The organism is Hyphomicrobium facile (assembly GCF_900116175.1).
Taxonomy (GTDB): domain Bacteria; phylum Pseudomonadota; class Alphaproteobacteria; order Rhizobiales; family Hyphomicrobiaceae; genus Hyphomicrobium_B; species Hyphomicrobium_B facile.
The window spans coordinates 731,917-757,490 of sequence record NZ_FPCH01000003.1; the positions used below are offsets into that span (position 1 = coordinate 731,917).

General features: G+C 61.2%; 30 protein-coding genes. 10 read left to right on the top strand and 20 right to left on the bottom strand.

Annotation, left to right across the window (positions count from 1 at the left end; genetic code table 11):
* Position 1: 1 nt before the first annotated feature.
* Positions 2–655, top strand: coding sequence for an imidazole glycerol phosphate synthase subunit HisH (hisH, locus tag BM399_RS16535; protein ID WP_092868828.1), 654 nt, complete (start codon positions 2–4; stop codon positions 653–655).
* A gap of 210 nt (positions 656–865) precedes the next feature.
* Here the strand turns inward: hisH and BM399_RS16540 are convergent, their stop codons facing one another.
* The 3 genes from BM399_RS16540 to BM399_RS16550 form a co-directional block, all read right to left on the bottom strand.
* On the bottom strand, positions 866–1,216 hold the full coding sequence (locus BM399_RS16540) for a hypothetical protein (RefSeq protein ID WP_092868829.1): 351 nt from the start codon (positions 1,214–1,216) through the stop codon (positions 866–868).
* Between the two features lie 255 nt (positions 1,217–1,471).
* Entirely contained in the window at positions 1,472–1,840 is a 369-nt protein-coding gene (locus tag BM399_RS16545) for a hypothetical protein (RefSeq protein ID WP_092868830.1), read from the bottom strand.
* A gap of 288 nt (positions 1,841–2,128) precedes the next feature.
* Positions 2,129–2,437 (bottom strand): hypothetical protein, encoded by a 309-nt coding sequence (locus BM399_RS16550; RefSeq protein WP_092868831.1) that lies wholly within the window; start codon positions 2,435–2,437, stop codon positions 2,129–2,131.
* Positions 2,438–2,711: 274 nt separating this feature from the next.
* On the opposite strand from BM399_RS16550, the gene hisA reads away from it, so the two are divergent.
* From hisA to BM399_RS16565, 3 genes are read left to right on the top strand one after another with little or no spacing between them, the layout of a single operon-like run.
* Entirely contained in the window at positions 2,712–3,440 is a 729-nt protein-coding gene (gene hisA / locus BM399_RS16555; RefSeq protein WP_092869165.1) for a 1-(5-phosphoribosyl)-5-[(5-phosphoribosylamino)methylideneamino]imidazole-4-carboxamide isomerase, read from the top strand.
* Positions 3,437–3,661, top strand: a complete 225-nt coding sequence (locus BM399_RS16560) for a hypothetical protein (RefSeq protein ID WP_092868832.1) — start codon at positions 3,437–3,439, stop codon at positions 3,659–3,661. Before hisA ends, BM399_RS16560 begins: the two co-directional genes overlap by 4 nt.
* A 14-nt stretch (positions 3,662–3,675) precedes the next feature.
* Positions 3,676–5,289 carry a peptide chain release factor 3 gene (locus BM399_RS16565; protein ID WP_092868833.1) on the top strand — a complete coding sequence of 538 codons (1,614 nt, stop codon included), beginning with the start codon at positions 3,676–3,678 and terminating at the stop codon, positions 5,287–5,289.
* Positions 5,290–5,323: 34 nt separating this feature from the next.
* Here the strand turns inward: BM399_RS16565 and BM399_RS16570 are convergent, their stop codons facing one another.
* On the bottom strand, positions 5,324–5,635 hold the full coding sequence (locus BM399_RS16570) for a hypothetical protein (protein WP_092868834.1): 312 nt from the start codon (positions 5,633–5,635) through the stop codon (positions 5,324–5,326).
* 156 nt (positions 5,636–5,791) lie between these two features.
* Between BM399_RS16570 and hisF the strand changes: the two genes are divergently transcribed.
* Complete coding sequence (gene hisF / locus BM399_RS16575; RefSeq protein WP_092868835.1) at positions 5,792–6,565, top strand: imidazole glycerol phosphate synthase subunit HisF; 774 nt, start codon at positions 5,792–5,794, stop codon at positions 6,563–6,565.
* A gap of 283 nt (positions 6,566–6,848) precedes the next feature.
* Here hisF and nth read toward each other — a convergent pair whose 3' ends face one another.
* The gene (gene nth, locus BM399_RS16580; RefSeq protein ID WP_092868836.1) at positions 6,849–7,625 is read right to left on the bottom strand and encodes an endonuclease III; all 777 of its coding nucleotides are present in this window, start codon (positions 7,623–7,625) and stop codon (positions 6,849–6,851) included.
* A gap of 76 nt (positions 7,626–7,701) precedes the next feature.
* Between nth and BM399_RS16585 the strand changes: the two genes are divergently transcribed.
* Positions 7,702–8,199, top strand: a complete 498-nt coding sequence (locus BM399_RS16585) for a DUF2244 domain-containing protein (protein WP_092868837.1) — start codon at positions 7,702–7,704, stop codon at positions 8,197–8,199.
* Between the two features lie 11 nt (positions 8,200–8,210).
* Here BM399_RS16585 and BM399_RS16590 read toward each other — a convergent pair whose 3' ends face one another.
* The 8 genes from BM399_RS16590 to BM399_RS16625 all read right to left on the bottom strand — a co-directional run bounded on the left by BM399_RS16590 (position 8,211) and on the right by BM399_RS16625 (position 12,886).
* Complete coding sequence (locus tag BM399_RS16590) at positions 8,211–8,963, bottom strand: sulfite exporter TauE/SafE family protein (protein ID WP_092868838.1); 753 nt, start codon at positions 8,961–8,963, stop codon at positions 8,211–8,213.
* Between the two features lie 15 nt (positions 8,964–8,978).
* Positions 8,979–9,191, bottom strand: coding sequence for a hypothetical protein (locus BM399_RS16595; RefSeq protein ID WP_092868839.1), 213 nt, complete (start codon positions 9,189–9,191; stop codon positions 8,979–8,981).
* 18 nt (positions 9,192–9,209) lie between these two features.
* Positions 9,210–9,605, bottom strand: a complete 396-nt coding sequence (locus tag BM399_RS16600) for a VOC family protein (protein ID WP_092868840.1) — start codon at positions 9,603–9,605, stop codon at positions 9,210–9,212.
* Positions 9,606–9,622: 17 nt separating this feature from the next.
* Positions 9,623–10,231, bottom strand: a complete 609-nt coding sequence (gene leuD, locus BM399_RS16605) for a 3-isopropylmalate dehydratase small subunit (RefSeq protein ID WP_092868841.1) — start codon at positions 10,229–10,231, stop codon at positions 9,623–9,625.
* 33 nt (positions 10,232–10,264) lie between these two features.
* Positions 10,265–10,696 carry a hypothetical protein gene (locus tag BM399_RS16610; RefSeq protein WP_092868842.1) on the bottom strand — a complete coding sequence of 144 codons (432 nt, stop codon included), beginning with the start codon at positions 10,694–10,696 and terminating at the stop codon, positions 10,265–10,267.
* A 207-nt stretch (positions 10,697–10,903) separates the two neighbouring features.
* On the bottom strand, positions 10,904–11,425 hold the full coding sequence (locus BM399_RS16615; protein ID WP_244531314.1) for a hypothetical protein: 522 nt from the start codon (positions 11,423–11,425) through the stop codon (positions 10,904–10,906).
* 169 nt (positions 11,426–11,594) lie between these two features.
* A complete protein-coding gene (locus BM399_RS16620; RefSeq protein ID WP_342028754.1) occupies positions 11,595–11,942 on the bottom strand; it encodes a metallopeptidase family protein in 348 nt (115 codons plus the stop codon).
* 122 nt (positions 11,943–12,064) lie between these two features.
* Positions 12,065–12,886 (bottom strand): class I SAM-dependent methyltransferase, encoded by an 822-nt coding sequence (locus BM399_RS16625; RefSeq protein WP_092868845.1) that lies wholly within the window; start codon positions 12,884–12,886, stop codon positions 12,065–12,067.
* Between the two features lie 170 nt (positions 12,887–13,056).
* On the opposite strand from BM399_RS16625, the gene BM399_RS16630 reads away from it, so the two are divergent.
* A complete protein-coding gene (locus BM399_RS16630) occupies positions 13,057–13,818 on the top strand; it encodes an N-acyl amino acid synthase FeeM domain-containing protein (RefSeq protein ID WP_092868846.1) in 762 nt (253 codons plus the stop codon).
* 61 nt (positions 13,819–13,879) lie between these two features.
* On the opposite strand, the gene leuC is transcribed toward BM399_RS16630, so the two are convergent.
* The 3 genes from leuC to trxB all read right to left on the bottom strand — a co-directional run bounded on the left by leuC (position 13,880) and on the right by trxB (position 17,452).
* Positions 13,880–15,283, bottom strand: a complete 1,404-nt coding sequence (leuC, locus tag BM399_RS16635) for a 3-isopropylmalate dehydratase large subunit (RefSeq protein ID WP_092868847.1) — start codon at positions 15,281–15,283, stop codon at positions 13,880–13,882.
* Positions 15,284–15,440: 157 nt separating this feature from the next.
* Entirely contained in the window at positions 15,441–16,334 is an 894-nt protein-coding gene (locus tag BM399_RS16640; protein ID WP_092869166.1) for a LysR family transcriptional regulator, read from the bottom strand.
* Positions 16,335–16,483: 149 nt separating this feature from the next.
* Positions 16,484–17,452 carry a thioredoxin-disulfide reductase gene (gene trxB, locus BM399_RS16645; RefSeq protein WP_092868848.1) on the bottom strand — a complete coding sequence of 323 codons (969 nt, stop codon included), beginning with the start codon at positions 17,450–17,452 and terminating at the stop codon, positions 16,484–16,486.
* A gap of 200 nt (positions 17,453–17,652) precedes the next feature.
* Between trxB and BM399_RS16650 the strand changes: the two genes are divergently transcribed.
* Entirely contained in the window at positions 17,653–18,921 is a 1,269-nt protein-coding gene (locus tag BM399_RS16650) for an MFS transporter (protein ID WP_092869167.1), read from the top strand.
* A 172-nt stretch (positions 18,922–19,093) separates the two neighbouring features.
* Positions 19,094–20,125, top strand: a complete 1,032-nt coding sequence (locus BM399_RS16655) for a linear amide C-N hydrolase (RefSeq protein ID WP_244531347.1) — start codon at positions 19,094–19,096, stop codon at positions 20,123–20,125.
* Between the two features lie 126 nt (positions 20,126–20,251).
* Here BM399_RS16655 and radC read toward each other — a convergent pair whose 3' ends face one another.
* The 3 genes from radC to rplS all read right to left on the bottom strand — a co-directional run bounded on the left by radC (position 20,252) and on the right by rplS (position 22,739).
* Positions 20,252–21,031, bottom strand: a complete 780-nt coding sequence (gene radC, locus BM399_RS16660; RefSeq protein WP_092868850.1) for a RadC family protein — start codon at positions 21,029–21,031, stop codon at positions 20,252–20,254.
* Positions 21,032–21,045: 14 nt separating this feature from the next.
* The gene (gene map, locus BM399_RS16665; RefSeq protein WP_092869168.1) at positions 21,046–21,879 is read right to left on the bottom strand and encodes a type I methionyl aminopeptidase; all 834 of its coding nucleotides are present in this window, start codon (positions 21,877–21,879) and stop codon (positions 21,046–21,048) included.
* 164 nt (positions 21,880–22,043) lie between these two features.
* A complete protein-coding gene (gene rplS / locus BM399_RS16670) occupies positions 22,044–22,739 on the bottom strand; it encodes a 50S ribosomal protein L19 (RefSeq protein WP_092869169.1) in 696 nt (231 codons plus the stop codon).
* Between the two features lie 451 nt (positions 22,740–23,190).
* Here rplS and BM399_RS16675 point away from each other — a divergent pair, with 451 nt between their 5' ends.
* On the top strand, positions 23,191–23,577 hold the full coding sequence (locus BM399_RS16675; protein WP_092868851.1) for a hypothetical protein: 387 nt from the start codon (positions 23,191–23,193) through the stop codon (positions 23,575–23,577).
* Between the two features lie 306 nt (positions 23,578–23,883).
* Here BM399_RS16675 and BM399_RS16680 read toward each other — a convergent pair whose 3' ends face one another.
* Positions 23,884–25,569, bottom strand: a complete 1,686-nt coding sequence (locus tag BM399_RS16680) for a L,D-transpeptidase scaffold domain-containing protein (RefSeq protein WP_092868852.1) — start codon at positions 25,567–25,569, stop codon at positions 23,884–23,886.
* Positions 25,570–25,574: the final 5 nt, after the last annotated feature.

The window sequence follows — 25,574 nt, forward strand, 5'->3', positions numbered from 1 at the left end:
GATGCAGAACGTCGTCATTATCGATTACGGGTCGGGAAATCTCCATTCGGCCGCCAAAGCTTTCGAGAGCGCTGCTCGGGATAGCTCCACTCCATCCAAAATCGTCGTCAGTCCGCGGCCGGAGGACGTGCTCGCGGCCGATCGCATCGTGCTGCCGGGCGTCGGCGCCTATGGCGATTGCAAACACGGTCTCGAGCGCGTTCCGGGATTGATCCCGGCGCTCGAAGAAGCCGTTCGGCAAAGGGGCCGGCCGTTTCTCGGCATTTGCGTCGGCATGCAGCTCTTGAGCGAGCGCGGGCTCGAGTTCGTCGAGACGCCGGGGCTTGGCTGGATCAAGGGTGAGGTTCGGGCGATCGAGCCGAAAGATCCGGCGCTCAAGATCCCTCACATGGGCTGGAACACGCTCAACGTCGTCAGTCCGCACGCGCTGCTCGACGGCATTCCGACAGGCCCCGACGGATGGCACGCGTACTTCGTGCACTCCTTCGCGATGGTGCCCAAAGAGCGCCGCGTCGTCGTCGCCGAGACGGACTATGGCGGGGCGATTACGGCGCTCGTTGCGGACGGCAATATCGCGGGCACGCAGTTTCACCCGGAGAAGAGCCAGAAGCTCGGCCTGAAGCTGATTGCGAACTTTCTCGGCTGGAAGCCGTAGGCGCGACGCCACGTGGGTCCGTTCGTTTGAATAGCAGCTTCAATCGGGGCCGCCGCCGCTCTGGCGTCATCCCCGCGTAGGCGGGGATCCGTCCAGGTCTGAAGTGCGAGCTCATTCCACCGCCATTGACTTGGCTGGATCCCGGCCTTCGCCGGTGCAGGCTCTTCGCCGGGATGACGATCAGGAGTGGGCGTGAGCGCAATTCCGCAGTCAGCGGGTAATTGTGCCGACGGCGGATTGGAGCACATTCCAGACGCCGCGGGGCACGTGCCACGACGATCCGTCAGGTTCATCCTCTTCGAGGCGGCCTTGCAGCCAATTCAGCCGCCCCGTCAAAGCCCGGTCGGCGCGGCTGAGTTCGTGTACGCCAAGTTCGTCCGGGTGATCGAAAAGGATCGCGAGACGGCGCTTGATCTGATCGGCTCCGAGCCACGTCCGGACGTACCAGACGCCATTGCCGGCGGGCGCGTATTCGGTCGCGATGTAGGGGAGCGAGAACGTCACCGTCCAGGTGTCCTGGTTGGCGGACTTGGGGGCGTGATGGAGAAGGAACGTTTTCATGGGAGCATTCCGGTGCGGGGGGCTGGGAAAGCGGGTACGCAGGAACGCAACTTGGGTACGAACTAGCCGACAGACTTGGCTCGGAACTGACTTAACCTAGTAAGTCTGGGGTTATTCAAAAAGGGAGCCCAGGAGGGCCAGGCTTCCTTTCCAGTCGGGTCTAACACCGGGGCTTTGGACGGGACGGACCCGTTGGGAACGGCGAGGGGGGAGAAAGTCCGCCCCGCCCAAAGACCGGAATTCGTTTGTTCGAGATCAACCGGCTCTTGCGAACGGCAGCTCGGGCTCCATCGGCTCGGCGGCGGCGACTGCCGGCAGCGGGAACGCGATGACGTTGCCATCGGGCGCAAGGTCGAGACCCGGACGGCGCTGGCGGAACCAGCGGAGCGACGTATTCGTCATCACCGCTTCGCGCTTCGTCGCCTGGATCACCAGACCGTCCTCTTCGGCGAGAAGTTCTTTCAGCTCGGTCTCAAGCTCGAACTCTTCGCGGTCCGACGTTACGTACCAAGTGTTGGAGAGCGGCCGTGCCCACTTATCGCCGAGGCCCATGATGACCTGCGCAAGGACGTGCTGGTTGCGGTTCGGTTGGGCGAGATCGTACGAGATGAGGTAGGTGCGCATGGGGGCTCTCCTAGTGTTGTGGGGAGGGTCTAACACGCTACTCTGACCCGGGGAGGCGCCTGTTTTAGGGCGCCAGTGAACATAGGAAGAACATGCCACGACTCACGGGGTTTGTCCAGTGTTTGTTCCAAAAATGTTCTTGCGAAGTACTTAACGGCATTGCTTATGCAAGGCGCGGATTTAACCAGGAAATCGCGTGATTTTGGTAATTCTTAACCGTGCCCTGGCGGTTTCGCGGGATGGCCGGGTGCCAACGCGTTCTCGTTCTGCGCGGCGCGTTCTCAGAACTTACGGAAAGAGACTCAGCTGGTCGGGATGTGGCGCGAGGGAAATTCGCCGGTGGGGGCCTGGATCGAAGCGCGGTTCGAGCCCCGGGAAGCGGCTCTGGAATTCGTCGAGCGCGCGCTTGCGGCTTCCGGGAAAACGCGTCTCCTCCCATATCTCATAAAGCCGTCGCGGATCGCAGGCATAGCGCCGCTGGAGGTCCACAGGGCGGATCTTGAGCCAGCGGGCAATCCAGATGTCGATGGCGTCGTCCTCGGTCAGGGGACGCCGTGCGGCGCTTGGCGGTGGTTCGTTAAGGAACGCGATGGCCATGATTTTTTTGTCTTCGCATTACGACTTGGCTTCGCCAAGCCGGCCGCAATGCGTGAATGCGGGTGCTTGACGCCGGACGCGATCCGCGATTGATCGCGCGAGAAGATAGCAATCTGATGGCTGCTTGTTCAAACGTCATCCCCGCGAAGGCGGGAATCCGTCCAAGCGTTGGTTCGGAGTTCGCCATCAGCTTGGATAAATGCCCGCCTGCGCGGGCATGACGGAAATTATGGATGGTTCGTCGCGGGCCATCACAAAAGGTGGCGAGCCCGAATTGATCCTTTTTCCTGCAATCGACCTCAAGGACGGCCAGTGCGTCCGGCTGAAGCTCGGCGAGATGGACGCCGCGACCGTGTTCAACGACGATCCGGCTGCGCAGGCGGCCAGTTTCGAGCGCCAGGGCTTCAAGTACCTGCATATCGTGGACCTCAACGGCGCGTTCGCCGGCAAGCCCGTCAACGGCGCAGCGGTCGAGGCGATTTTGAAGGCGATCTCGATCCCGGCGCAGCTCGGCGGCGGTATCCGCGATCTGGCGACGATCGAGGCTTGGCTTGAGAAGGGCATTCGCCGCGTCATTCTCGGCACGGTCGCGGTGCGCGATCCGGCGCTCGTTCGTGAGGCTGCGAAGCGCTTTCCGGGGCGGGTTGCCGTCGGCATCGATGCGAAGGGCGGCAAGGTCGCCGTCGAAGGCTGGGCGGAGACGTCCGAACTGACGGCCGCCGATCTGGCGAAAAGATTCGAGGATGCGGGCGTCGCCGCGATCATCTATACGGACATCGAGCGCGATGGGGTCCTGAAGGGCCTCAATTTACCCGCGACGGCTGCCTTGGCCAGCGCGACGCGCATTCCGGTCATCGCGTCCGGCGGCCTCGCCTCGATCGCCGACGTCCGAGAACTCATAAAGACCGAATACCGCATGCTCGAAGGCGCGATCACGGGTCGTGCACTATATGATGGACGGATCGATCCCAAAGAGGCGCTCGAACTTCTGGAGACGGCATGAACATAGGTGACAAAGTCCGCGTTCTTAGAACGCCCGCTGACCTGCCGAAGGACAACAAGCAGCTCACAACGCTTTTCCGCGGCTGCGTCGGCAAGACCTTCCCGATCGTCAAATTCGACGACGGCCTAGTCGAGCTGCATGTCGGCGAAGCTTTCGGAAAGCCCGCCGAATATCACCAGATCTGGCTCGAACCGAGCCTCGTTTCGCTCGTCGAGGCCTGATCCTTTTGAACGTGATGCCCCAATCCTCGCTCGCCAAAGCGGAGCTGCCGCCCGAGATCTCGCGCCGGCGCACGTTCGCGATCATTTCGCATCCTGACGCCGGCAAGACGACGCTGACGGAAAAGCTTCTTCTGTTCGGCGGAGCGATCCAGATGGCGGGCGCCGTGAAGGCGCGCGGCGAGCGGCGGCGCACGCGCTCCGACTGGATGCAGATCGAGCAGCAGCGCGGCATCTCCGTCACGTCGTCGGTCATGACGTTCGAGCGGAACGGCATCGTCTTCAATCTGCTCGACACGCCGGGCCACTCCGACTTCAGCGAAGACACGTACCGGACGCTTTCGGCCGTCGACGCCGCAGTCATGGTGATGGACGCGGCGAAGGGCATCGAAACCCAGACGCGGAAGCTTTTCGAAGTTTGCCGGCTGCGCGACATTCCGATCATCACGTTCATCAACAAGATCGATCGTGAAGCCGAAGATCCGCTGACGCTGCTCGATCAGATCGCGTCCGACCTGGCGCTCGATCTCGTGCCGATGGGTTGGCCGGTCGGAATGGGCTCAGATTTCCGCGGCGTTCTCGATCTCGTCGGCAACAAGATTTTGCTGCCGGAGAGCGATGATCGCGGTGCGTCCTATGGGCGTTCGCAGCCGCTCGACACATTCGAAGGCTTGCGGCGGATCGAGGGTATCGACGAGCGTATCGCGGACCGGACCATCGAAGGCGTTGAACTCGCGCAGGGTGCGCTTCCCCAGTTCGATCTCGAGGCGTTCCGCGAGGGCCATCTGTCGCCAGTCTTTTTCGGCAGTGCGCTGAAGAATTTCGGCGTCGAGCAGCTGCTCGATGCGCTCGGGCAATGGGCGCCCGGGCCGTTGCCGCGGGCCGCGACACAGCGAACCGTCGAGCCCGGCGAAGAGCAGGTGACGGGCTTCGTCTTCAAGGTGCAGGCGAACATGGACCCGAACCATCGGGATCGTATGGCGTTCGTGCGTCTTTGTTCGGGGCGCTTCAAGCGCGGCATGAAGCTCATTCATGTGCGCGAAAACAAAGCGATGACGATATCCTCGCCGACGTTCTTCTTCGGGCAGGGCCGGGAGACGGCCGACGAAGCATGGGCTGGCGATATCATCGGCGTGCCGAACCACGGAACGCTGCGCGTCGGCGATACGCTGACGGAGAAGGAAAGCCTGAAATTCACGGGCATCCCGAATTTCGCGCCGGAGCTTTTGCGCCGCGTCGTCATTCAGGATGCGATGAAGGCGAAGCAGCTCAATCGCGCGCTCGACGATCTGGCGGAAGAAGGCATCGTGCAGGTGTTCACGCCGATTGCCGGTGGGCGGCAGATCTTGGGCGTCGTCGGGCAGCTGCAATTCGAGGTGCTGCAGTCGCGGGTCGCTGTCGAGTACGGCGTGCCGGTGACGCTCGAGCAATCGCCTTACGAGTTGGCGCGCTGGATTTCGGCCGACGATCCGGCAAAGCTTCAGAAGTTCGTCGATGGGCATCGCGGCGAGATCGCGACGGATCGCGACGGGGCACTGATCTACCTCGCCGAGAGCCCCTGGATGCTGAAGTACAAGAGCGAGAAATTCCCCGATATAAAATTCGCCGCACTCAGGGAGCGCGGCGAATAGAGGTCAGGTGTGTAGAGGTTAAAGCGTTACGTTCTCACATCGAAATGTTGGGCTCGCGGCGCTTCGGATCGGCGAAGCGGGTCTCGACGGTTCCGAGCCACTCGGTCAATGCCTTTTCGAGCGCATCGGTTTGAGCAGATGCCTTGCTGTGCTGGATCTCGGTGACGGTGCCCTCGGTGTCGAGAGAGCCCCGGATCGCATCGTGCTGATCGATGAAGTTGGTCAGCGCGTCGCCCTGGTCGCCGATGAAGCCATGGGCCTCGAGCTGCGTCCTGGCCTGGGCAATGCGGTCCTGCACCGCGTCGAGACGGGCGCGAAGGTTTTTAGGGGCGAATTCGTCGACCATTAATGTCAGTTCCTTGAAAGCTTGCGCGCAACCGCACGTGACAGCTTAACTACGAGATCAATCCAAAGTTCCAGGCGGTTCGGTTAAAATTCTCGACGCCGTCTCACGCTCCGTGATACTTGGCGGCGCTAACAGCAGGAAGAAAACTTTCCCAATATGCTGAAAATCCGCATCATTCCATGCCTCGACGTCAAGGACGGCCGCGTCGTCAAAGGGGTTAATTTCGTCGACCTCATCGATGCCGGAGATCCGGTCGAGGCGGCGGCGGCTTACGATGCAGCCGGCGCGGATGAACTCTGTTTTCTCGACATCACGGCGAGCCACGAGAACCGCGAGACGATTTTCGACGTCGTCGAGCGCACCGCTAACCGGTGCTTCATGCCGCTGACGGTCGGCGGCGGGGTCCGCACGGTCGAGGATATCCGCAAACTGCTCGAGGCGGGCGCGGACAAGGTTTCGATCAATACGGCGGCAGTCGACAATCGTGCCTTCGTCAAGGAAGCGAGCGAGAAGTTCGGCGCGCAGTGCATCGTCGTCGCGATCGACGCGAAGAAGGTTTCTGCCGAGGGGGAGACACCGCGCTGGGAGATCTTCACGCACGGCGGCCGTAAGGCGACGGGGCTGGACGCGGTTGCCTATGCGCGAGAGGTCGCCGAATTGGGGGCGGGCGAAATTCTTCTCACGTCAATGGATCGCGACGGCACGAAGGCCGGTTTCGACGTAGCGCTGACGCGGGCGATCGCGGATGCCGTTACCATTCCCGTCATCGCATCGGGCGGCGTCGGCACGCTGCAGCATTTGGTCGATGGCGTCGAAAAAGGTCATGCCAGCGCGGTGCTCGCGGCGTCGATCTTCCACTTCGGCACGTACTCAATCCCCGAGGCGAAAGACTACATGGCGAAAGCCGGGCTCGCGATGCGGCGCGACTGACGTTTGAAGCCCCCACCCCCGACCCCTCCCCGCAAGGGGGAGGGGAGAAGTAAGTGGCGGTGCGCTCGGAGCCCACAGTATCCACCGTACCTGTTGATGCTTGTCTGGGTGCCGACCTCCGTCGGCATGACGGTGGGTGTGGCGATACCGAACACGACCGCGCCCGCTCTACCCTTGTCATCCCGGCCGGAGCGCAGCGAAGAGCCGGGAACCAGGGCCGCTGGGTTATTCGAACATGGGTCCCGGGTCTCGCAAGTGGGCTCGCCCGGGATGACAACCTTGCTCAGGGTGCGGGCGTTTTGTCCGGGAAGAGGCAAAGGTCGTTGACGATGCAGCGCCAGCATTCGGGTTTGCGGGCTTTGCAAACGTAGCGACCGTGCAGGATCAGCCAATGGTGCGCGTGCATCAGATATTCGGGCGGCACGACGCGCAGCAGATCTTCTTCGACGGCGAGCGGCGTCGTTCCGTGCGACAAGCCGATGCGATTGGCGACGCGAAAGACGTGTGTGTCGACGGCGATCGTCGGGTGTTGAAACGCGATGTTCATCACGACGTTCGCGGTCTTGCGGCCGACGCCGGGTAACGATTCCAAGATGTCGCTGTGGGCCGGAACCTCGCCGCCGAAATCGTCGACGAGCCGTTGCGAGAGCCCGATGACGTTCTTCGCCTTGGCGCGATAAAGGCCGATTGTTTTTATGTAGTCGCGAACCTTCTCCTCGCCCAATGCCAGCATCTTCTCCGGCGTGTCGGCGGCTTTGAACAGCGCGCGCGTCGCTTTGTTGACGCCGGCATCGGTCGCCTGCGCGGAAAGGACGACTGCGACCAAGAGCGTGTACGGATTGATATGCTCAAGCTCGCCCTTGGGTTCGGGGTTTGCGGCATGAAAACGCCGGAAAACCTCGCGAATCTCCGCTTCGCTCAAGAGGCCAGGCTTGGCGCTTTTCTTCCTGCTTTTATTTGCGACAATCGTTCCCGATCGAGCTGCCGATTTTCTGGGCTTGCCTTTTGAATCGGAACTTCGGATCCTTGCTGATCTTATATCAGAGGACGCTTTGGCCATCAGAACTCCGTTTCGTTGATGCGCAGCGCCCTTGGGAAAATCACACGAGAGACGTACGACGGGCAGTCGTTGCGAAATGATCGATAATCGGTCCGAAAATCAATCCTCGAAAGAGGCGCGGTTTGTGCTTCATCCGCACCGGTCGCTGCCGCCAAGCGGTTTCGTGATCATGATGGTGCTGATCAGCCTCGTCAGTTTCATCGTCGGCATGGTCTTCTTCCTTATGGGGGCGTGGCCCGTCTTCGGATTTTTCGGGCTCGACGTGGCGCTGATCTATTGGGCGTTCAAGCTCAACTACCGCTCGGGCCGCCTTTACGAGACGGTGACGCTGTCGCCGGAGCTTTTGAAGCTGACGCGCGTGCATCCATCGGGGAAGCGCGAGGAGTTCGATTTCAATCCCTATTGGGCGCGCGTTCGCTGCACGATCGACCGGCCTGACGGACGGACGTCGCTGCATCTCGTGGCGCAAGGCAAGGACGTCCTGTTCGGACAATTCCTGACGGATGATGAGCGGCGCCATTTTGCCGATGCGCTCTCCGGCGCACTCGTCGCGACGCGCGGGTCGCGGTTCTAGAACTCGTCACGTTACGCGAAGACCATTCTGACGCCCGCGGCCAGAAGAAGGCCGGCGAGAATGTAGCGCAATGCCTTCGGCTGCAGGAATTGGATGCCGAGCCCGGAGCCGAGCAGTCCGCCTATTCCGACCGCGAGCATCCACCAGGGCAGCGGTTCGGGCATTGCGGGGATCACCGTCCAAATTGCGGCGAGCGCTGCGGCGGAGTTCAAGAGATTGAAGACCGCGGAAACGCCTGCGGCCTGTCGCGTGCCGATCCAGCCGAGCGCGAGCACGAGAGGCGAGAGAAATATTCCGCCGCCGACGCCTGTCAGTCCGGAGACGTATCCGACGATGGCGCCCGCCACGAGGGACGGCCAGAAGGGCGGCGTTACGGCGGCGGCGCGATCGATCTCTTCCGCGCGCCCGGCGGAGCGGATCATCAACGCGCTCGCGACGAGCAGCAATATTCCAACGACGGGTTGGTAGAGGCCGTGCGGCAAGTCGCTGATGCCGCCAAGAACCGAGAACGGCGCGCCGAGGATGGCGAAGGGATAGAAGCTTCGCCACGTCAGCAGGCCTGCGCGGGCAAATCTCACGCAGCCGATGGCGGCGACGATGACGTTCAGCGCGAGGGCGGTGGGTTTGATGACCTCGGGGCCGAAGCCCGCGAGGCCCATGATCGCGATGTAGCCGGTGCCGCCTGCCTGTCCGACCGATGCGTAGAGCGCGGCGACGATCGCGAAGACGATGGGTAGCAGCGCATGCTCAAGAGTGAGGGGCATGCGCGATCAGCGGCTCTAGTCGTTCAGCATCGTCAGAGCGGCGCGGCGATCGCCGGGTTTCAGCCGCAGGAATTGCGTGCGCGCGGCCTTGATGTCTTTTTCTGCGCCCGTCTCGGACGCGGCCTTCAGGGCTTTCGTTGCCGCATGATCGGCGCCAACGACGAAAGACAGCGCGCCTGCGAGGCGCCCCATCATGGCCGCGTCGAACTTGAAGTCGTCATCGGCCATGATCGTCGAGACCCCCGGTTATTGGAAGCGTCCGCCGCGCTGAAGAACCTCGATCTTGTAGCCATCCGGATCTTCGACAAAGAAGAACGTGCCGAAGGGTTTGCCTTCAAAGTTCATCGTCTTGATGTCTTTCGGCTGATAGCCGGCGGCCGCGATCCGCTTGTGGTCCGCTTCGAGATCGCCCGTGACGAACGCGAGATGGCCGTAGCCGTCGCCCAGATTGTAGGGCTCGGTGCGGCCTTTGTTGACGGTCAGCTCAACCTCGAAATCGGTCTCGAGGTTTTTCATGTAGATGAGCGTGAAGTCGGGCCATTCCTTGCGGTCTTCAACCTTAAGGCCGAAGCATGCCTCATAGAATCTCACCGAGCGCGCCTCGTCGAGTACGCGGATCATCATGTGGACGGTTTTGGCCATCTCGGTTGTTCCTCAGTTCAGAGCCAGGGGCGCGTTGAGGCGGTCGACGTTTCGAACGACGAGATCTGCTTACCCTTTTCGAGCGTCAGGCCGATGTTATCGAGGCCGTTCAAGAGGCAATGCTTGCGGAACGGATCGATCTCAAACTTGATGACGCCGCCGTCGGGACCGGTGATCTCCTGCTTCTCGAGATCGACGGTGATCTTCGCGTTGGCGCCGCGGTTGGCGTCGTCCATCAGCTTGTCGACGTCGCTCTGCGGGAGCTTGATCGGCAGAATCCCGTTCTGGAAGCAGTTGTTGTAGAAGATGTCGGCGAAGTCCGTCGCGATAACGCAGCGGATGCCAAAATCCAATAATGCCCAGGGTGCGTGCTCGCGCGATGAACCGCAGCCGAAGTTATCGCCGGCGACGAGGATCGTAGCGTCGCGGTACTGCGGTTTGTTCAGGACGAAATCCGGAATTTCATTACCGGTCGCGGGATCGTAGCGCATTTCGTAGAAGAGCGACTTGCCGAGGCCCGTGCGCTTGATCGTTTTCAAGAACTGCTTCGGGATGATCATGTCGGTATCGACGTTGCGGATCGGCAGGGGTGCCGCGACGCCGGTCAGAACCGTGAATTTGTCCATGCTTACGTAGGTCTCCGCTCAAGTCTCCGGGTGTCAGGCGCGCAACGTATCCGCAAGCGCCCGGAAATAGCCTTCGGCCGAGGCGAGACGCCGGGCGTGCCGGAAAGCACCGAACTCCCGGATGGCGGCCTCGAGATCGAAGGGCTGCAAATGTTCTAGGCGTCGTTTAACGCCAGCGCGCTTACGCCCGTCAAGATGATCTTCAAGCGTCGCCACAATCGTCTCAACGTAGCCGGCGATGCGTCCGAGTTCACGGGTGGCGGAAAGTAGCGCGGGGCGGTCGTTTGGGTAAACTTCCAATGTCGCAAGGTTCGCGGCCGCCCGGGCGAGGGTCGCGGCCACTTCCTCGGCGTAAAGTGCGACCTTCTCGCGCCGAAGGACGTCGAGCCGTGCCGCCAGCGCTAACCAACGGTTAACGGTACGAGCAAGCTCGGAAAGGCGCTGGGTATATTCGGCAAGCCGCATTGCAGATCCTCAGGAAGGCGGATCTGCGATTTTAAGGGGCCGGGAGAGGGCGGGGATAAGATTATCCGGCTGATTGGCGTTATCCAAACACCAACGTCATCCCCGCGCAGGCGGGGATCCCACCAGACATCGGCCTGGATGGATCCCGGTCTTCGCCGGGATGACGGAGTTTGGTGCGGTCGCTAGGCACGATTGCAGCCTAAGCTGCTAGCGGATATTCGGGTCTTCGTAGCACTTGCGCATGTATTCGCAGCGATAGGAGCCCGAGAAATGCATGCTGTCGCCCTTTGCGGGGGTGATGAAGGTGCAGATCTCTTCGAGACCGTCAGGCTTCAGCCATCCCTGGCGGCGGCCGCGCTGGACGGCGAAACAGTCCGCCGTTTCCTCATCGGGTCCGCGGAACTGGTGGCCGCACTCGTGCGCATAGATCCATTGCTTGACCGGCGTCGAGACGCGATCGAGCAATTTGGGGTTCATGATGAGAAAGCCCGGATAGGCAGCGCCGTAATCGTCGAGCTTGTTGTCGATTACGGTCGGCCGCTGGCCGCAGTATTGCGTACGGCCGTCGAGCTTGAATTCGCCGGGTGCGACGAGGTGGCTGTCACCACCGACGGTCGAGATGTATTGCTCGGGCGTGGGGATGCCATCGCGTATGGGCGTGGTGGTGTCTTGGGCATACGCGACGGGGGCGCATGCGACTGCTACCGACAACACCGAAGTTACACTCAAGACGAATCCGTGAATGAATCGTCGCACTCTCATTCGTCCATGCTTTCAGAAGAGCCCCGCCTGCCAGCTCGGCCTGCCACTACAACATGGCCCGAAATTTCTCTCGGCTCAAGCTGCGGTATCTTGTGACACAAAGGGAGTTAAGCCGGTGTGACTTCCGGCCACGGGCTCAGTCTGAGACCCGCTCCTCGATCTGCTCCATGTCGTCGTCGGAAAAGCCGAAATGATGACCAATCTCGTGGATCAGCACATGGGCGACGAGATGGCCAAGCTCTTCGTCGCCGGAGGCCCATTCGTCGAGGATGGCGCGGCGGTAGAGAATAACCATGTCCGGTTCGCGGGTTTCGGGCGTCGCGCCCTGCCGATCAAGGCTCACGCCGTGGTAAAGGCCGGTCAGCTCGAACGGATCGTCGATGTCCATTTCGTCGAGCAGATCGTCGGACGCCAAGTCCTCGATGCGAATCACGACATCGCCGGCCATCGAGCGGAACTCGGACGGCAGCGAATTCCATGCCACCTGTGCGAGCGTTTCGAAATCAGCCAGCGTTGGCGGCGTTGCGTGAATCCAATCGGTCGACATTGCGGCGCACTCCCGGGGTTGAGTGCAGGAGATAGGTCTGGTTGGACCAAATAGGAAGGCTATTCGGTTGGATCTGTCCGATCGGTCACAAGCAGCAGCTCTTGCAGCGTGAAATGCAAGGCACCGTTCTCGTCGAGCCGCGGCTTCAGAAACGAGCGCAGGTGCCCCGGGCCCGAGTCCAAAATACGTTTCAGATCTGCAATGACCGCGGGCGTGCAGCGCATGCGTTCGACCCACGGTTCGAACGCCAATTCTTTTTCCATCTGCTCGTGCGCCACAATCTCGAAGCCGGCGGCACGAAGTAGATCACACCAGTGTTCGGGCGGCGGCGCGAAACCGTGGCTCGGATCACGCAATTTCTCGAAAGCATTGTAGGTGCGGATCGTCTCGTCGATGTCGCTGACGCTCGCGCCGGGGAGTCGCTCCTGGTCGGGCGCGACGTTGTCGACGAGGGCGAAGCGGCCGCCCTTTTTCAAAACGCGGCGAACCTCGGCGACGAACTTTTCGAGATCCGGGAAGTGATGTGCCGCCAAGCGGCAGCAGACGAGATCGAAGCTTTCATTCGGGAATGGTAACGCGCTGGCAGACGCCGTCGCCGTCGACATGTTGGCGAGCCCGCGCGCTGTCGCGAGTTTCGCTGCTTCTTTCAGCATCTCATCGGTGATGTCGCTCGCGATGACGGTCGCGACATGGGGCGCGAAGACGGCCGCCGTATGCCCCGCGCCCGTCGCAACATCGAGGGCTACCCAAGTTTTTTGCGGCGCCACAAGCTCGACGATGCGAGCGAGGCTTTCGCCTTTCGCATGCACCTCGGACGTCGCGTAGTCGGCCGCGGCGGGCCCAAACTTCGAGCGGACGACGGCATCCGAATCCTTGGTCACGTGGCACCTCTGCATCGGTGTCGAAAACGTTTTGTGTCCGCAGGGTAACTAGTAAATCTTAATGCAACAAAAGAACAAATGCCGCGTTGTCGTCGGCTACAAGACTACTATCTCTCCGCGAACTTTCTATTCGTATAGCTCACTGCCCGCCAATTCTGAGAATTCCATACATGTCGACACCGCTGTCGTTTCGTCCCCGGCAAGACACTCTGCCGCCCGATGAGGGATCTTGGCATGGCGACGCGCAAAGTTTCGAGCTCAGGGTGTTGTCGAAGGAAAGCGATGTCAGCGATGCGACGGCGCTTCGGCTGCGCGCCTATCAGGCGATCGGCTACGATGTCTCGAGCGACAACGGGAAATATACCGACAGGTTCGATGCGCTTCCCACCACGGTACTGCTCGGCGCCTACGATCAGGGCCGCCTCGTCGGCAGCGTGAGGCTTTGCTTCAATCATCCGTGGCAGACGGTTTCATCGCTTCCGTGCGGGCCGTACTATCCCGCGCTGAAGGAAGTGAAGAGCAAGGTCGATGGCGCACTGGTCGAAGTCTCGCGCCTTTCGATCGAGCCGGGTGTCAGCAACACATCGTACCGGACGACGCTCTATGCTTTCCTCGTGCGCGCGGCTCTGACGGCGGCGCAAGCAGCAGAGGTTTCGATGCTGCTGATTGCGACGCGGCCCGATTGGGTGAAGTTCTACAAATATATGCTCGGCTTCCAGCCGATCGGCGAGCCCGCTCTCTATCCGCCGGGCGATTTCAAGATCACGCTGTTGGGCGGAAGCCTGAAGCAGGCTGAGACACGCCAGAAGCTGCAGAACCGCTTCTTCAAGATCACGCCGGAAGAGGTCGCCAGCATGCGTGTTGCTATTCAACCCGCGCTTGCTGCTTCGGCCGTTCGGGACGACGACGACAAGGTCGCCGTTCCGGCGTAACGGTGCGGACTGAAATCGGATCGGCGTAAATGATGGCAGGCCGTTTGGCCTGCCAATTTCTTTACTGCCAGTTTCTCACGTCGACGAAGTGGCCTTCGAGCGCTGCAGCTGCCGCCATGATCGGTGAGACGAGGTGCGTGCGGCCCTTGTAGCCCTGGCGGCCTTCGAAGTTGCGGTTCGACGTCGAGGCGCAACGCTGGCCCGGCTTCAGCTGATCCGGGTTCATACCGAGGCACATCGAGCAGCCCGGTTCGCGCCACTCGAATCCGGCATCCTTGAAGATCTTGTCGAGGCCTTCGGCTTCCGCCTGTTCTTTGACGAGACCCGAGCCCGGAACGATCATCGCGTAGGCAAGGCGCGACGAGATCTTCTTGCCGTCGACGATCTTGGCCACGGCCCGCAAGTCTTCGATGCGGCCGTTCGTGCAGCTTCCGATCCACACGACATCGAGCGGGATGTCGGTCATCTTCGTGCCGGGCGTCAGACCCATGTATTCGAGCGCGCGCTGCATCGAGTTGCGCTTGTTCTCATCCTGCACGTCGGCGGGATTGGGAACGGAGGAAGCGACCGAGGTCACGTCCTCGGGACTCGTGCCCCAGGAAACGATCGGCGGCAGCTTGGCGGCGTCGAGGCGAACTTCGCGATCGAAGTGCGCGCCTTCATCCGTGCGCAGCGTTTCCCAGTATTTCATCGCCATGTCCCAGGCCGCGCCTTTGGGGGCCTTGGGACGATCCTTGAGGAAAGCGAAGGTTTTCTCGTCGGGCGCGATCATGCCGGCGCGGGCGCCGCCTTCGATCGACATGTTGCAGACCGTCATCCGGCCTTCCATCGAGAGCGCGCGAATGGCTTCGCCCGCGTACTCGATGACGGAGCCGGTGCCGCCAGCGGTGCCGATCTCGCCGATGATCGCCAAGGTGATGTCCTTGGCGCCGACGCCGTGCGGGGCGACGCCGTCGACCGTCACCCGCATGTTCTTGGCCTTTTTCTGGATCAGCGTCTGGGTGGCGAGCACGTGCTCGACCTCGGACGTGCCGATGCCGTGGGCCAATGCGCCGAACGCGCCATGCGTCGAGGTGTGGCTGTCGCCGCAGACGATCGTGGTGCCGGGAAGGGTGAAGCCCTGCTCGGGGCCGACGACGTGAACGATGCCCTGACGCTTGTCGAGTTCGTTGAAGTACTGGATCCCGAAGTCGCGGGCGTTTGCCGCCAAGGTCTCGACCTGGACGCGGCTTTGCTCGTCGGCGATGCCTTTGGAGCGGTCAGTGGTCGGGACGTTGTGATCGACGACGGCGAGCGTCTTTTCCGGAGCGCGAACCTTGCGGCCGGCCATGCGGAGGCCCTCGAAGGCCTGCGGGCTCGTGACTTCGTGGACGAGGTGGCGGTCGATATAAAGGAGGCTCGTTCCGTCTGGCGACTGTTCAACTACGTGATCTTCGAAGATTTTATCGTACAGCGTTTTTGCCATGACTTCGTTGAGCCTTTGGAGAACGGCGGATGAGGATGAGCCGGTTAAATAGCGTCTAGCGCCGGTTTCCGCAAATCAGTGCTCGTCGCAGGTGCGATAAGCTGAGAGGGGCTCCGTAGCGCCAGCCGGATCGCGAATTAGACCATCGCGATTAACGTCAGGTGTTCCTGTTTTTCGAGACTTTCGAGACCAGGAAGTCCCGCAAAAGCTGGACCTTTTTCGAGGATTTGAGCTCTTCCGGGTAGGCGAAGACCATATTCAGCGAGGGCTGCTCGATTTCGGTCAGCACCGGCACGAGGTCGGTCTGCTCCTCGGTCAGGTAATCGGGGATCATTCCGACGCCGATGCCAGCCCGGATCGCGTATTTGATCGCCACGACGCTGTTGACCCGGAGGGCGGCGTCCCGCGTGCCCGAGCCGTTGCGGCCCGCCGTCTCGATCCAGGACATTGCGTCGAGATGCTGGGCTGACGGCCCCGTGTAGCCGATGATGCGGTGCTGATCGAGATCAGCCAGGCTTTTGGGGGCGCCGTGCTTGCGGATGTATTGCGCGGATGCGAAGGCGCGGACGCGGCTTTCGAACAGGGGCCGCCGGATGAGGTCGGCCTGCTCGGGTTCGCGGGTCCAGATCGCTGCATCGGCGGCACGCATGCCGATATCGACCTGATCGTCGTTGAGGATCAGTTCGACGCGGATTTCGGGATAGAGTTCGCCGAACTCGCGAAGGCGCGGCGTCAACCAGATCGTGCCGAAGCCGATCGGCGCCGTGATCCGGAGGTCGCCGGACGGCTTCGTCGTGGAATCGGACAGCAGCGTCTCGGCCGTCTGGAGCTTTGCAAAGACCTCTGCGACCGTCCGGTTCAGAAGCTCGCCCTGCTCGGTCAGCACGAGGCCGCGCGCATGGCGATGGAACAGCGTGACGCGAAGGTTCGCTTCGAGCGCGGAAATCTGCCGGCTGACGGCCGATTGGCTCATGTGGAGCTGTTCACCCGCATGGGTGAAACTGCCAGCCTCAGCGGCCGCATGGAAGATGCGAAGCTTATCCCAATCCATTCTGGAAGCCTGCGAATGCAGTTGATGGGCCATAGCATTTAGCTATGCACTGGACGCAATGCAACCCGTGCATGGCAGAATAGCAACTGGACGTGTTGGCCGAGTGCCGTCTTGTCGCGCTTTTTGGCGTTTCAAACGGCGCCCGGAGCCTATTCGGCGGCGTCGGCCTGGTCTTCGACTTGCGCCAGATAGCGCTCAGCCTCGAGCGCGGCCATGCAACCCATACCGGCGGCAGTCACGGCCTGGCGGAAGACCTCGTCCTTGACGTCGCCCGCGGCGAACACGCCGGGAATTGCCGTCGCGGTCGAGTCCGGTGCTGTGATCAGGTAGCCCGAAGGGGTCATCTCAAGCTGCCCTTTAAACAGTTCGGTCGCAGGCGCGTGGCCGATCGCGGTGAAAACACCGTCGACCGGCAGTTCCGACGTCACGCCGGTCTTGAGATTTTTGAGGACGATGCCCGTCACCGATTTCGGCGAATGCGTGCCGACGATTTCTTCGACGACGCTATCCCAGATGACATCGACCTTCGGGTTCTTGAACAGCCGCTCTTGCAGAATTTTTTCTGCGCGCAGGAAATCGCGGCGATGGACGAGCGTCACCTTGCTGGCGAAGTTTGTAAGAAAGATCGCTTCCTCGACGGCCGTGTTGCCGCCGCCGACAACCACGACTTCCTTGCCTTTGTAGAAGAAGCCATCGCACGTCGCGCAGGCCGATACGCCGTGGCCTTTGAAGTGCTCTTCGGAATGCAGCCCGAGCCAACGCGCCTGGGCGCCCGTCGCGATGATGAGCGCGTCGCACGTGTAGGTGTCGCCGCTATCGCCTTCGAGCCGGATGGGGCGCGTGCGAAGTTCGACCTTGTTGATGTGGTCCATCACGATGTTCGTGCCGACGTGCTCGGCCTGTGCCTGCATCTGCTCCATCAGCCACGGACCCTGGATCGGATCGGCGAAGCCCGGATAGTTCTCGACGTCGGTCGTGATGGTCAGCTGACCGCCGGGCTGCGAACCTTGGATGAGGGTCGGCGCGAGCATGGCGCGGGCGGCGTAAACTGCAGCCGTATATCCGGCGGGACCCGAGCCCAGGACTATCACCTTAGCGTGATGCGGTTTTTTCGTCATGCTCTCAAATCTCCGGCACGCTTGCCGTGCGGTCAGGGTTGCTAATTAGGGGGGCCATCTACCAATCGTCAATGTCGCTGGGGATGGCGTCCCCGTTACGAGCAGAACTGCGGCACTCAGGCGCGGCACGTGCTAGATTCGTCGAAAAATGCGGAGGGAAAAGGCGCGTGCAAGACATAAAGGCCACGCCGGCGCTGAGCATGCCTCAGCGGATAAAGGCCATTCTGATCGGTTCGTCGGGCAATCTGGTCGAGTGGTACGATTTCTACGTTTACACGGCTTTTTCGCTCTATTTCGCCAAAGCGTTCTTCCCCGAGGGCAATCAGACCGCGCAGCTTTTGAACACTGCGGCGATCTTCGCAGTCGGCTTTCTGATGCGCCCGATCGGGGCTTGGTTTTTCGGCCGCATGGCCGACCGGCATGGACGCCGTGTGGCTCTGACGACATCGGTGCTGCTGATGTGCTTCGGTTCGGCTCTCATCGCGGTGACGCCGGTCTATGCAACCATCGGTGTCGCGGCGCCGATCATTCTGCTTCTCTCGCGCATGATTCAGGGGCTCAGTCTCGGCGGGGAATACGGAACCAGCGCCACTTATCTTTCGGAAATGGCGACATCCGAGCGTCGCGGGTTCTATTCGAGCTTTCAGTATGTGACGCTGATCGGCGGGCAGCTGGCTGCCATGTCGGTGCTGATCGTGCTGCAAAGGTTTGTGCTGACGCCGGCTGAGCTCGAAGCGTGGGGCTGGCGCATTCCGTTCGCCATCGGAGCGCTTCTCGCCGTCATCGCGTTCGTGATGCGCCGCGATCTCGTCGAGACGGAATCCTTCCGGCGCGCGAAGTCGCATGAGGGCTCGATAGCGGCTCTGATGAGGCATCCGAAGGAAGTCGCGATCGTCGTCGGGCTGACGCTTGGCGGCACGCTGGCGTTCTACACTTTCACGACCTACATGCAGAAATTCCTCGTCAACACGTCCGGTTTCTCGAAGGACACGGCGACGATGATCTCCGCGTCGGCGCTGTTGATCTACATGCTGCTGCAGCCGATCGTCGGTGCGCTGTCGGATGTCATCGGCCGTCGTCCTGTGCTGATCACCTTCGGCGTGCTTGGATCGCTTTGCACCGTGCCGATCCTCACCACATTGCAATCGGTGAATGAGCCATTGCAGGCATTCGCTCTGGTGATGGCGGGGCTCGCGATCGTCTCGTGCTACACGGCCATCAACGCGGTCGTTAAAGCGGAGCTGTTTCCGACATCCGTTCGGGCGCTGGGCGTCGGCTTGCCCTACGCGATCACGGTTGCCGTTTTCGGCGGCACGGCGGAATGGGTTGCGCTATGGCTGAAGCAGTTGGGAAATGAGCACTACTTCTACTGGTATGTGTCGGGGTGCATCGCCGTCTCGCTCTGCGTCTATTGGACGATGCGAGATACGCGTTACGACAGTGCGATCGACAAAGCGGGTGGGGCTTGAGACGATCCAGCCTAGATCAGGCGCAGGACCTTAAGACTCGCGTAACCATTGCGGCCAACGACGATATGATCATGAACGGCGCCGCTCGATAAACTGGCCGCAGTCCCACGTTTTCCATATCCGATCAGGACATGTCATGAAGAAAATCAAGACATCACTTGTCAACGCCTGCATGGCGGGCGGCCTTGCCGGAGCCATGACCTTTGCGTCAGCCGCAGACGCCTGCACCCGCCTTGTCTATCTTGGCGCCAACAATCTGAACATGACGGCCCGGTCCATGGACTGGAGCGAAGAGATTGGCACCAACTTATGGATTCTGCCGCGCGGCATGGAACGTGACGGCGCTGCGGGCCCGAATTCGGTGAAGTGGACTGCGAAATACGGCAGCGTCATCGCAACCGCCTATGACATCTCGACGACCGATGGAATGAACGAGGCGGGCCTCGTCGCCAATGTGCTGTGGCTGGCAGAGTCGCAGTATCCGGAATACGATGGCAAAACGCCGGGGCTCGCGATTTCGGCCTGGGCGCAATATGTGCTCGACCAGTTCGGGACGGTTGATGAGGCGGTGAAGCATCTGCAGTCCGAACCCTTCACCCTGGTGACCGACAAGGTGCCGGGGCAGGACCGTCTGGCCACGCTGCATCTGTCGATCTCGGACGCAAGCGGCGACAGCGCCATCATCGAATACCTCGACGGCAAGCAGATTATTCACCACGGTCGCGAATTCCAAGTCATGACCAACTCGCCATCTTTCAGACAGCAGTTGGCGCTCAACGCATACTGGAAGGAAATCGGCGGCACGGTGATGCTGCCGGGAACGAACCGCGCGGCTGACCGCTTCGCCCGCGCGGCGTTCTATGTGAACGCCATTCCGAAGTCAGAGGATACACGCGAGGCGACCGCCAGCGTCTTCAGCGTTATCCGTAACGCTTCGGTGCCCTACGGCATCAGCACGCCAAACCAACCCAACATTGCCTCCACGCGCTGGCGCACCGTGGCTGACCAGAAGAACCTGACCTATTTCTTCGACTCGGCCCTGACCCCGAATGTGTTCTGGGTGGATTTCAGCAAGGTCGATTTCTCGAAGGAAACCGGAAAGGTGCGCAAGCTGGATCTGGGGCCGGATCAGCGCAATACCTATTCCGGCGCGGCCAATGACAGCTTCGTCGAGACAAAGCCGTTCAAGTTCCTCGGGCTCTGACGAGCTAGGGTTATTTGCCGAAATCGAAGGCGCATCGGGACACCCCCACCCCTAACCCCTCCCCGCAAGGGGGAGGGGAACTCTTGTCCGGGTGAGGAGCAGGCTTCGATCTAACCCACGTCCACTTCAAATCAGGCGCAGCGCCTTAAGGCTCGCGTGACCGTTGCGGCCGACGATGATGTGATCGTGCACGGCGACGCCGAGCGGCCGCGACGCGTCGATGATCTGCTTGGTCATATCGATGTCGGCGCGCGACGGCGTCGGATCGCCCGAGGGATGATTGTGCACGAGGATGATGGCGCTCGCGGAGAGTTCGAGCGCGCGCTTCACGACCTCGCGCACGTAGACAGGCGTGTGATCGACCGTGCCGTGTCCCTGTACTTCGTCGGCGATGAGCTGGTTCTTCTTGTCGAGAAAAAGGATGCGGAATTGCTCGCGGGTTTCGAAGCCCTGCACAAGGCGCAGATAATCGAGCACGCCGTCCCACGATGATAGCGCTGGCCGGGTGGCGATCTGACCTCGCGTCATGCGCTCGGCCGCGGCCTTGATCAGCTTCAGTTCTTCGACGGCGCGATCGCCGACGCCCTCGACTTCCTTCAACCGGTTGGCGGGCGCCGAAACCACATCGGCAAACGAGCCGAATTTCGCGATCAGCCGCTTGGCGATCGGCTTCGTGTCGATCCGCGGAAAGGCGCGGAACAGGATCATTTCGAGAAGCTCGTAGTCAGGTATGGCGTCGGCGCCGCCGTTCTCAAAGCGCTCGCGCAGGCGGCGGCGGTGGCCCACCTTGTCGTCGGCCACCTTTTGGCCGGGAGGCCGTTTCGCTTCGGCTTCGGGCGCGACGGAAAAAAAGGTCGATTGCTCGGCAGCGCTTGTCTTGTCGCGAAATCCATCGGAGCGCGACATCGACAATCACTCCATCAAGCGGCGGCGCGAACGCCGTAGGGCGGGAAGTGATATCCGGCGGGACTTTCGGTGAAAATCTCGCAGCCGGTTTCGGTTACGCCGACCGTGTGCTCGAACTGCGCGGAAAGCTCGCGGTCACGCGTTACGGCGGTCCAACCGTCCGCCAGAATTTTCACGTGCGGCTTGCCGAGGTTGATCATTGGTTCGATCGTGAAGAGCATCCCAGGCTCAAGCACGGTGCCTTCGCCCGGCTCGCCGTAATGCAGGATGTTCGGGCGATCATGGAAAACGCGGCCGAGGCCGTGTCCGCAGAAGTCGCGGACGACGCTGCAGCGTTCGCCTTCGGCGAACCGCTGAATTGCAGCGCCGATGTCTCCCGTGGTGTTGCCCGGCTTCACAACGGCGATGCCGCGCATCAGGGATTCATACGTCACATGCATCAGGCGCTCGGCGCGGCGCGAGACATCGCCGATGGCATACATGCGGCTCGTGTCGCCGTGCCAGCCGTCGACGATCAGCGTGACGTCGATGTTGACGATATCGCCCGCCTTCAGCGGCTTGTCATTGGGCATGCCGTGGCAGACGACGTGATTGATCGACGTGCACGTGGCGTAGCGATAGCCGCGATAATTGAGCGTCGCGGGGATGGCGCCGTGGTCGAGCGCGAAGGAGAGCACCAGCTCATCGATCGTCGCGGTCGTGACGCCCGGCTGGACGATGGGAACGAGCATATCGAGAGCTTCGGCTGCGAGCTTTCCAGCTTTGCGCATCGCGGCGAACGCGTCGGGGCCGTGCAGCGGAATCTTGCCGTCTCGGCTGGCCGTTTTCGATACTTCGATGTTGGACATATGACTCCACGCCACGTCGGACGGTGCTTACGCTTCTATATTTAGTGCGAAATGTTCGCCGGCAAAATACCTTGTGACACCCGGCGGCAATTCTAATGCAAAAAGCGCCGGAGAAATTCCCCGGCGCCTTATAATTCGATAGCCACCATCAGCCGAGGCTGGGGTTAAGCCTTGGCTTCTTCAGCGGGGACTTCAGCGGCCGTCAGCTCAGCGAGAAGACGCTGTGCCTGTCCAACCCAGTCCTGCTTCTCGATCGCGCCCTTGAGGTTCAAGGTCTCGTCGATGTTGGCGATATCTTCGTCCGAAAGGTTGGCGATCTGCTCCACCTTGTAGCAGTTGAGCTGCTTCAGGCGGTTCTGCAGGTCGATATCGATGCCCTTGATCTGCGTCAGATCCTCGGCCTCGCCCTTCGGCTTCTTGAAGCCCTTCCAGGCAGCGTTCAGGCGGCGAGCGCGTGCGTCCGTACGTTCGAAAATACGGGCGGCTTTGCCGCGGCGGCCGCGGAGGTAATAAAGCTTGGCGCGGCGGACCTTGCCACGGCGCACGACTTCGATCTCGCCGATGTAGGGCGAATAGACCGGGAATACGCGTTCAACGCCTTCGCCGTAGGAAATCTTGCGGACGGTGAAGTTCTCGTTGATGCCGGCGCCCGAACGCGCGATCACGACGCCTTCGTATGCCTGAAAACGGACCGTCGCTTCTTTGACGGCGCCTTTCTTCTTCTTGTCCTTGGGGTCATCGACGGTCTCGACAACCTTGACCATCACCTTGACGGTATCACCAGGACCGAATTCCGGGACGCCACGCTTCGCGAGGACGGCGTCCATCTGCTCGCGCTCGAGCTGTTGGATAATGTTCATCTTATTGATTCCATTTCGTTTTTTGATGACGCAGAGGATCGACTTGGCGTCCATCAGGACCCGAGCCGGTCGTGCAGCCCTTAAGGGCAACCCGTTTGAGGGAATTGTTGTTGGCCGCGTGATAGCGGAAGAGGCTGGTTTTGTCGAGTGGGCCCAAGCCCATATCGCGGCCCTCAGCGCGGCTGCGTCAAAGGTTCAAGGCCTCCGCGTTCGGCCGGTGCGATTACGGAGATGGTAATCCAACTCATCTCAACGGTCGAGCGGCGTCCATGTCCATCTCAGAAATCACCTCCTCCTGCGTCAGCGCGACGCTGATTTTCGGGGTTCAAGCAGCGGAGCGGCCGACTGCTTGGTTGGATTGCCACACTGCACCGAGCGTCGCTTCTGGGCAGCGGCCGAAAAGCGTCTGACTCTGTTATGATTCGCGTCGAATCACACTCGGAGGCGCGGAATGGCCGAATGTCCGCTCGTCATTATCAGGTGGCTCGACAGCAGGCAGCCGTGCGGCCAGTGGCGCTATCTCTCGACACTGCCCGATGTGCAGCCAGTGGAAGTCGCGAGCGTCGGTTGGCTCGTCAAGGATACGGCGGACGTCAAGGTCGTCTGCCAGAACGTCGGCGACCTCGAGCACCCTGAAAAAGCGCAAGCGAGCGGGATCATGACGATACCCACCCGCTGCGTCCTTTCGATCGAAAGGCTGACGGAAGACGAAAGCAGACCTAACGCTTCTGCTGACTTTGCGACTGTGGGTTCGACTGATTTTGTTGGTTCTGAGCGTTTTGCTGCGATTTCTGATGATCTGAAGATTGTGTCAGAACAGATGCGGCGAGCTCTTTAATTTCGTCGGCATTCAGCGACTGAGGGTTCTGCAGAGCCCTGGAGGCAATCGCACTCACGCGTGCAGATGTTTTCTCATTCTGTGCCATGTCGATACTCACTTTCTCTCAAATTGAGGAACGACTTTCTTGCACAGGCAACTGACCACGTCAGGTCTGGCGAGTCCCATTACGAGGGAAAGTTATCCACGGTTTAGTGCGTGTACGTCATAAGTTCCCGGCCGCTGCCGACGCGCCATTTGCACAGCCCGGGCAATGGTTTGCTGGATCGATTGTGCGTGATCGGACGTTCGTTTCGCCAGACGGTCTTAGAAGCTGAGGCCCAAGGCGTTGCCGATCATGTCGCCGACGGTTGCGCTCTTCTTCGTCTTGGAAGTCGGGCCGTTCGGACCGTAATCGTTTTCGAGGTTCTGGCTACGAGCTGCGACGGCGGACGGGTCGAATGAAGGCTCCACGGGCGCCAAGTGATTGCGGCCCTTGTTGATCTTGTTCCATTGGCCATCGAGCGCTTGCGTAACGCGCTTCTCGTGACCGTAGACGTCGCGGAAGGTTTTCAGCTTGCCGTCTTCGCCAACCCACGCCGTGAAATAGACGAGGTGGATCGGTATTTCCTTCGTGATCGGGATCTCGTTGTTGAGCGGGCCCGACCGGTCGAGCTCAGCGATCTTGTCGGCGTCCCAGCCCTTGTCTTCATTGAGGATGAGCTCTGCCAACTGCATCGGCTTCCAGACCCGCAGACAGCCGTGGCTCAGCGTTCGCTGCGCCGGTTTGAACATCCACTTGTCGGGCGTGTCGTGCATGTAGATCGTGTGCTGACTTGGGAACGAGAACTTGACGCGGCCGAGCACGCTCTTCGGGCCGGGCGGCTGCACCACGTCATAGTTGCGGATGTCGGTCGTTGCCCAGTTGATGCTGCGGTAGTCGACGGGGCGCTGGCCATCTTTGGTCACGATCTGCAGACCGTACTGGCGCATCATGCCGCCGCCGCGGATGAGGTTCGGCCAAAGCTCGTTGACCATGATGCTTTCGGGGACGCGCCACGCCGGGCGCAGTACGACGTATTTCAAGGGACGCGAGAATATCGTCGTCTGCTTGTCGAGGAGACCGACGACGATCTTCTCCGAGCGGATGATTTCGCCGTCCTTGTAGACGTACTGCATGTACTCGGGGATGTTATTCAGGACGTAGAAATCGCCCATGTTGGTCCACATCCAGCGCCACATCTCCATGTTGGTGCGGATGCGCTTGGCGTCGGGGCTCAGCTTCCCGGGTTTGCCGTCCTTGGGCAGCATCGTCAGATAAACTTGGCGCAGTTTTTCGAATTGCGGCTGCTGCGGCTGAAGGCTGCGCAGGTAGGCGTCGGGCTCACGCGTCGCTGCGAGCGCTCCGATGACGATCTTGGGTTCGATCCATTGCGGACGCCGGTCGAAGTTCGTCGTCAGCATTTCGGCGGGATCAGGAATGCGGCCGCCGCGCGCGTCGCGAGCATAGAGAAGCGCCGCTTTCGAATATTCGATTTCGGCGTCGGCGAGCGAGTCCGTGTCGGTTGCGGACAGCGCACCTTCGTTGAGCGCCGGAAGCTTGAACCTCGCCGGATCGAGGCCGTACGCCCAGCCATTCTCGATTTCGGTCGCGAGCGTCTTGGCTTCAGGCTTCACGCCGGCCGCCGTTACCCAGAGCGCCTCTCCGTGGTGGGCCGCGTAGAAATCGATGAGCGCGGTTTGGTCCTTGCGGTCGCGGTCTTCCTCCGCTGCCGGGCCGCCGGCGAGTTTGCTGCGCACGGCCATCAGAACGGCGTCGTCGTGCACTTCCGGGGTCTGGACTTCGGACGCGGCGGCAGGCTCGGTAACAGCGGTCGACGGCGGTGCTGCGGCTGCGGGCGGTGAAACGTCTTCTGCAAATGCCGGATATGCAACCAGCGTTCCGGCGATCAGCATTCCGCCGAGAATCGTCCGGCGCGGCAGACTAAGCAGAAGGTTCTTGAAACTCTTCATCCCCG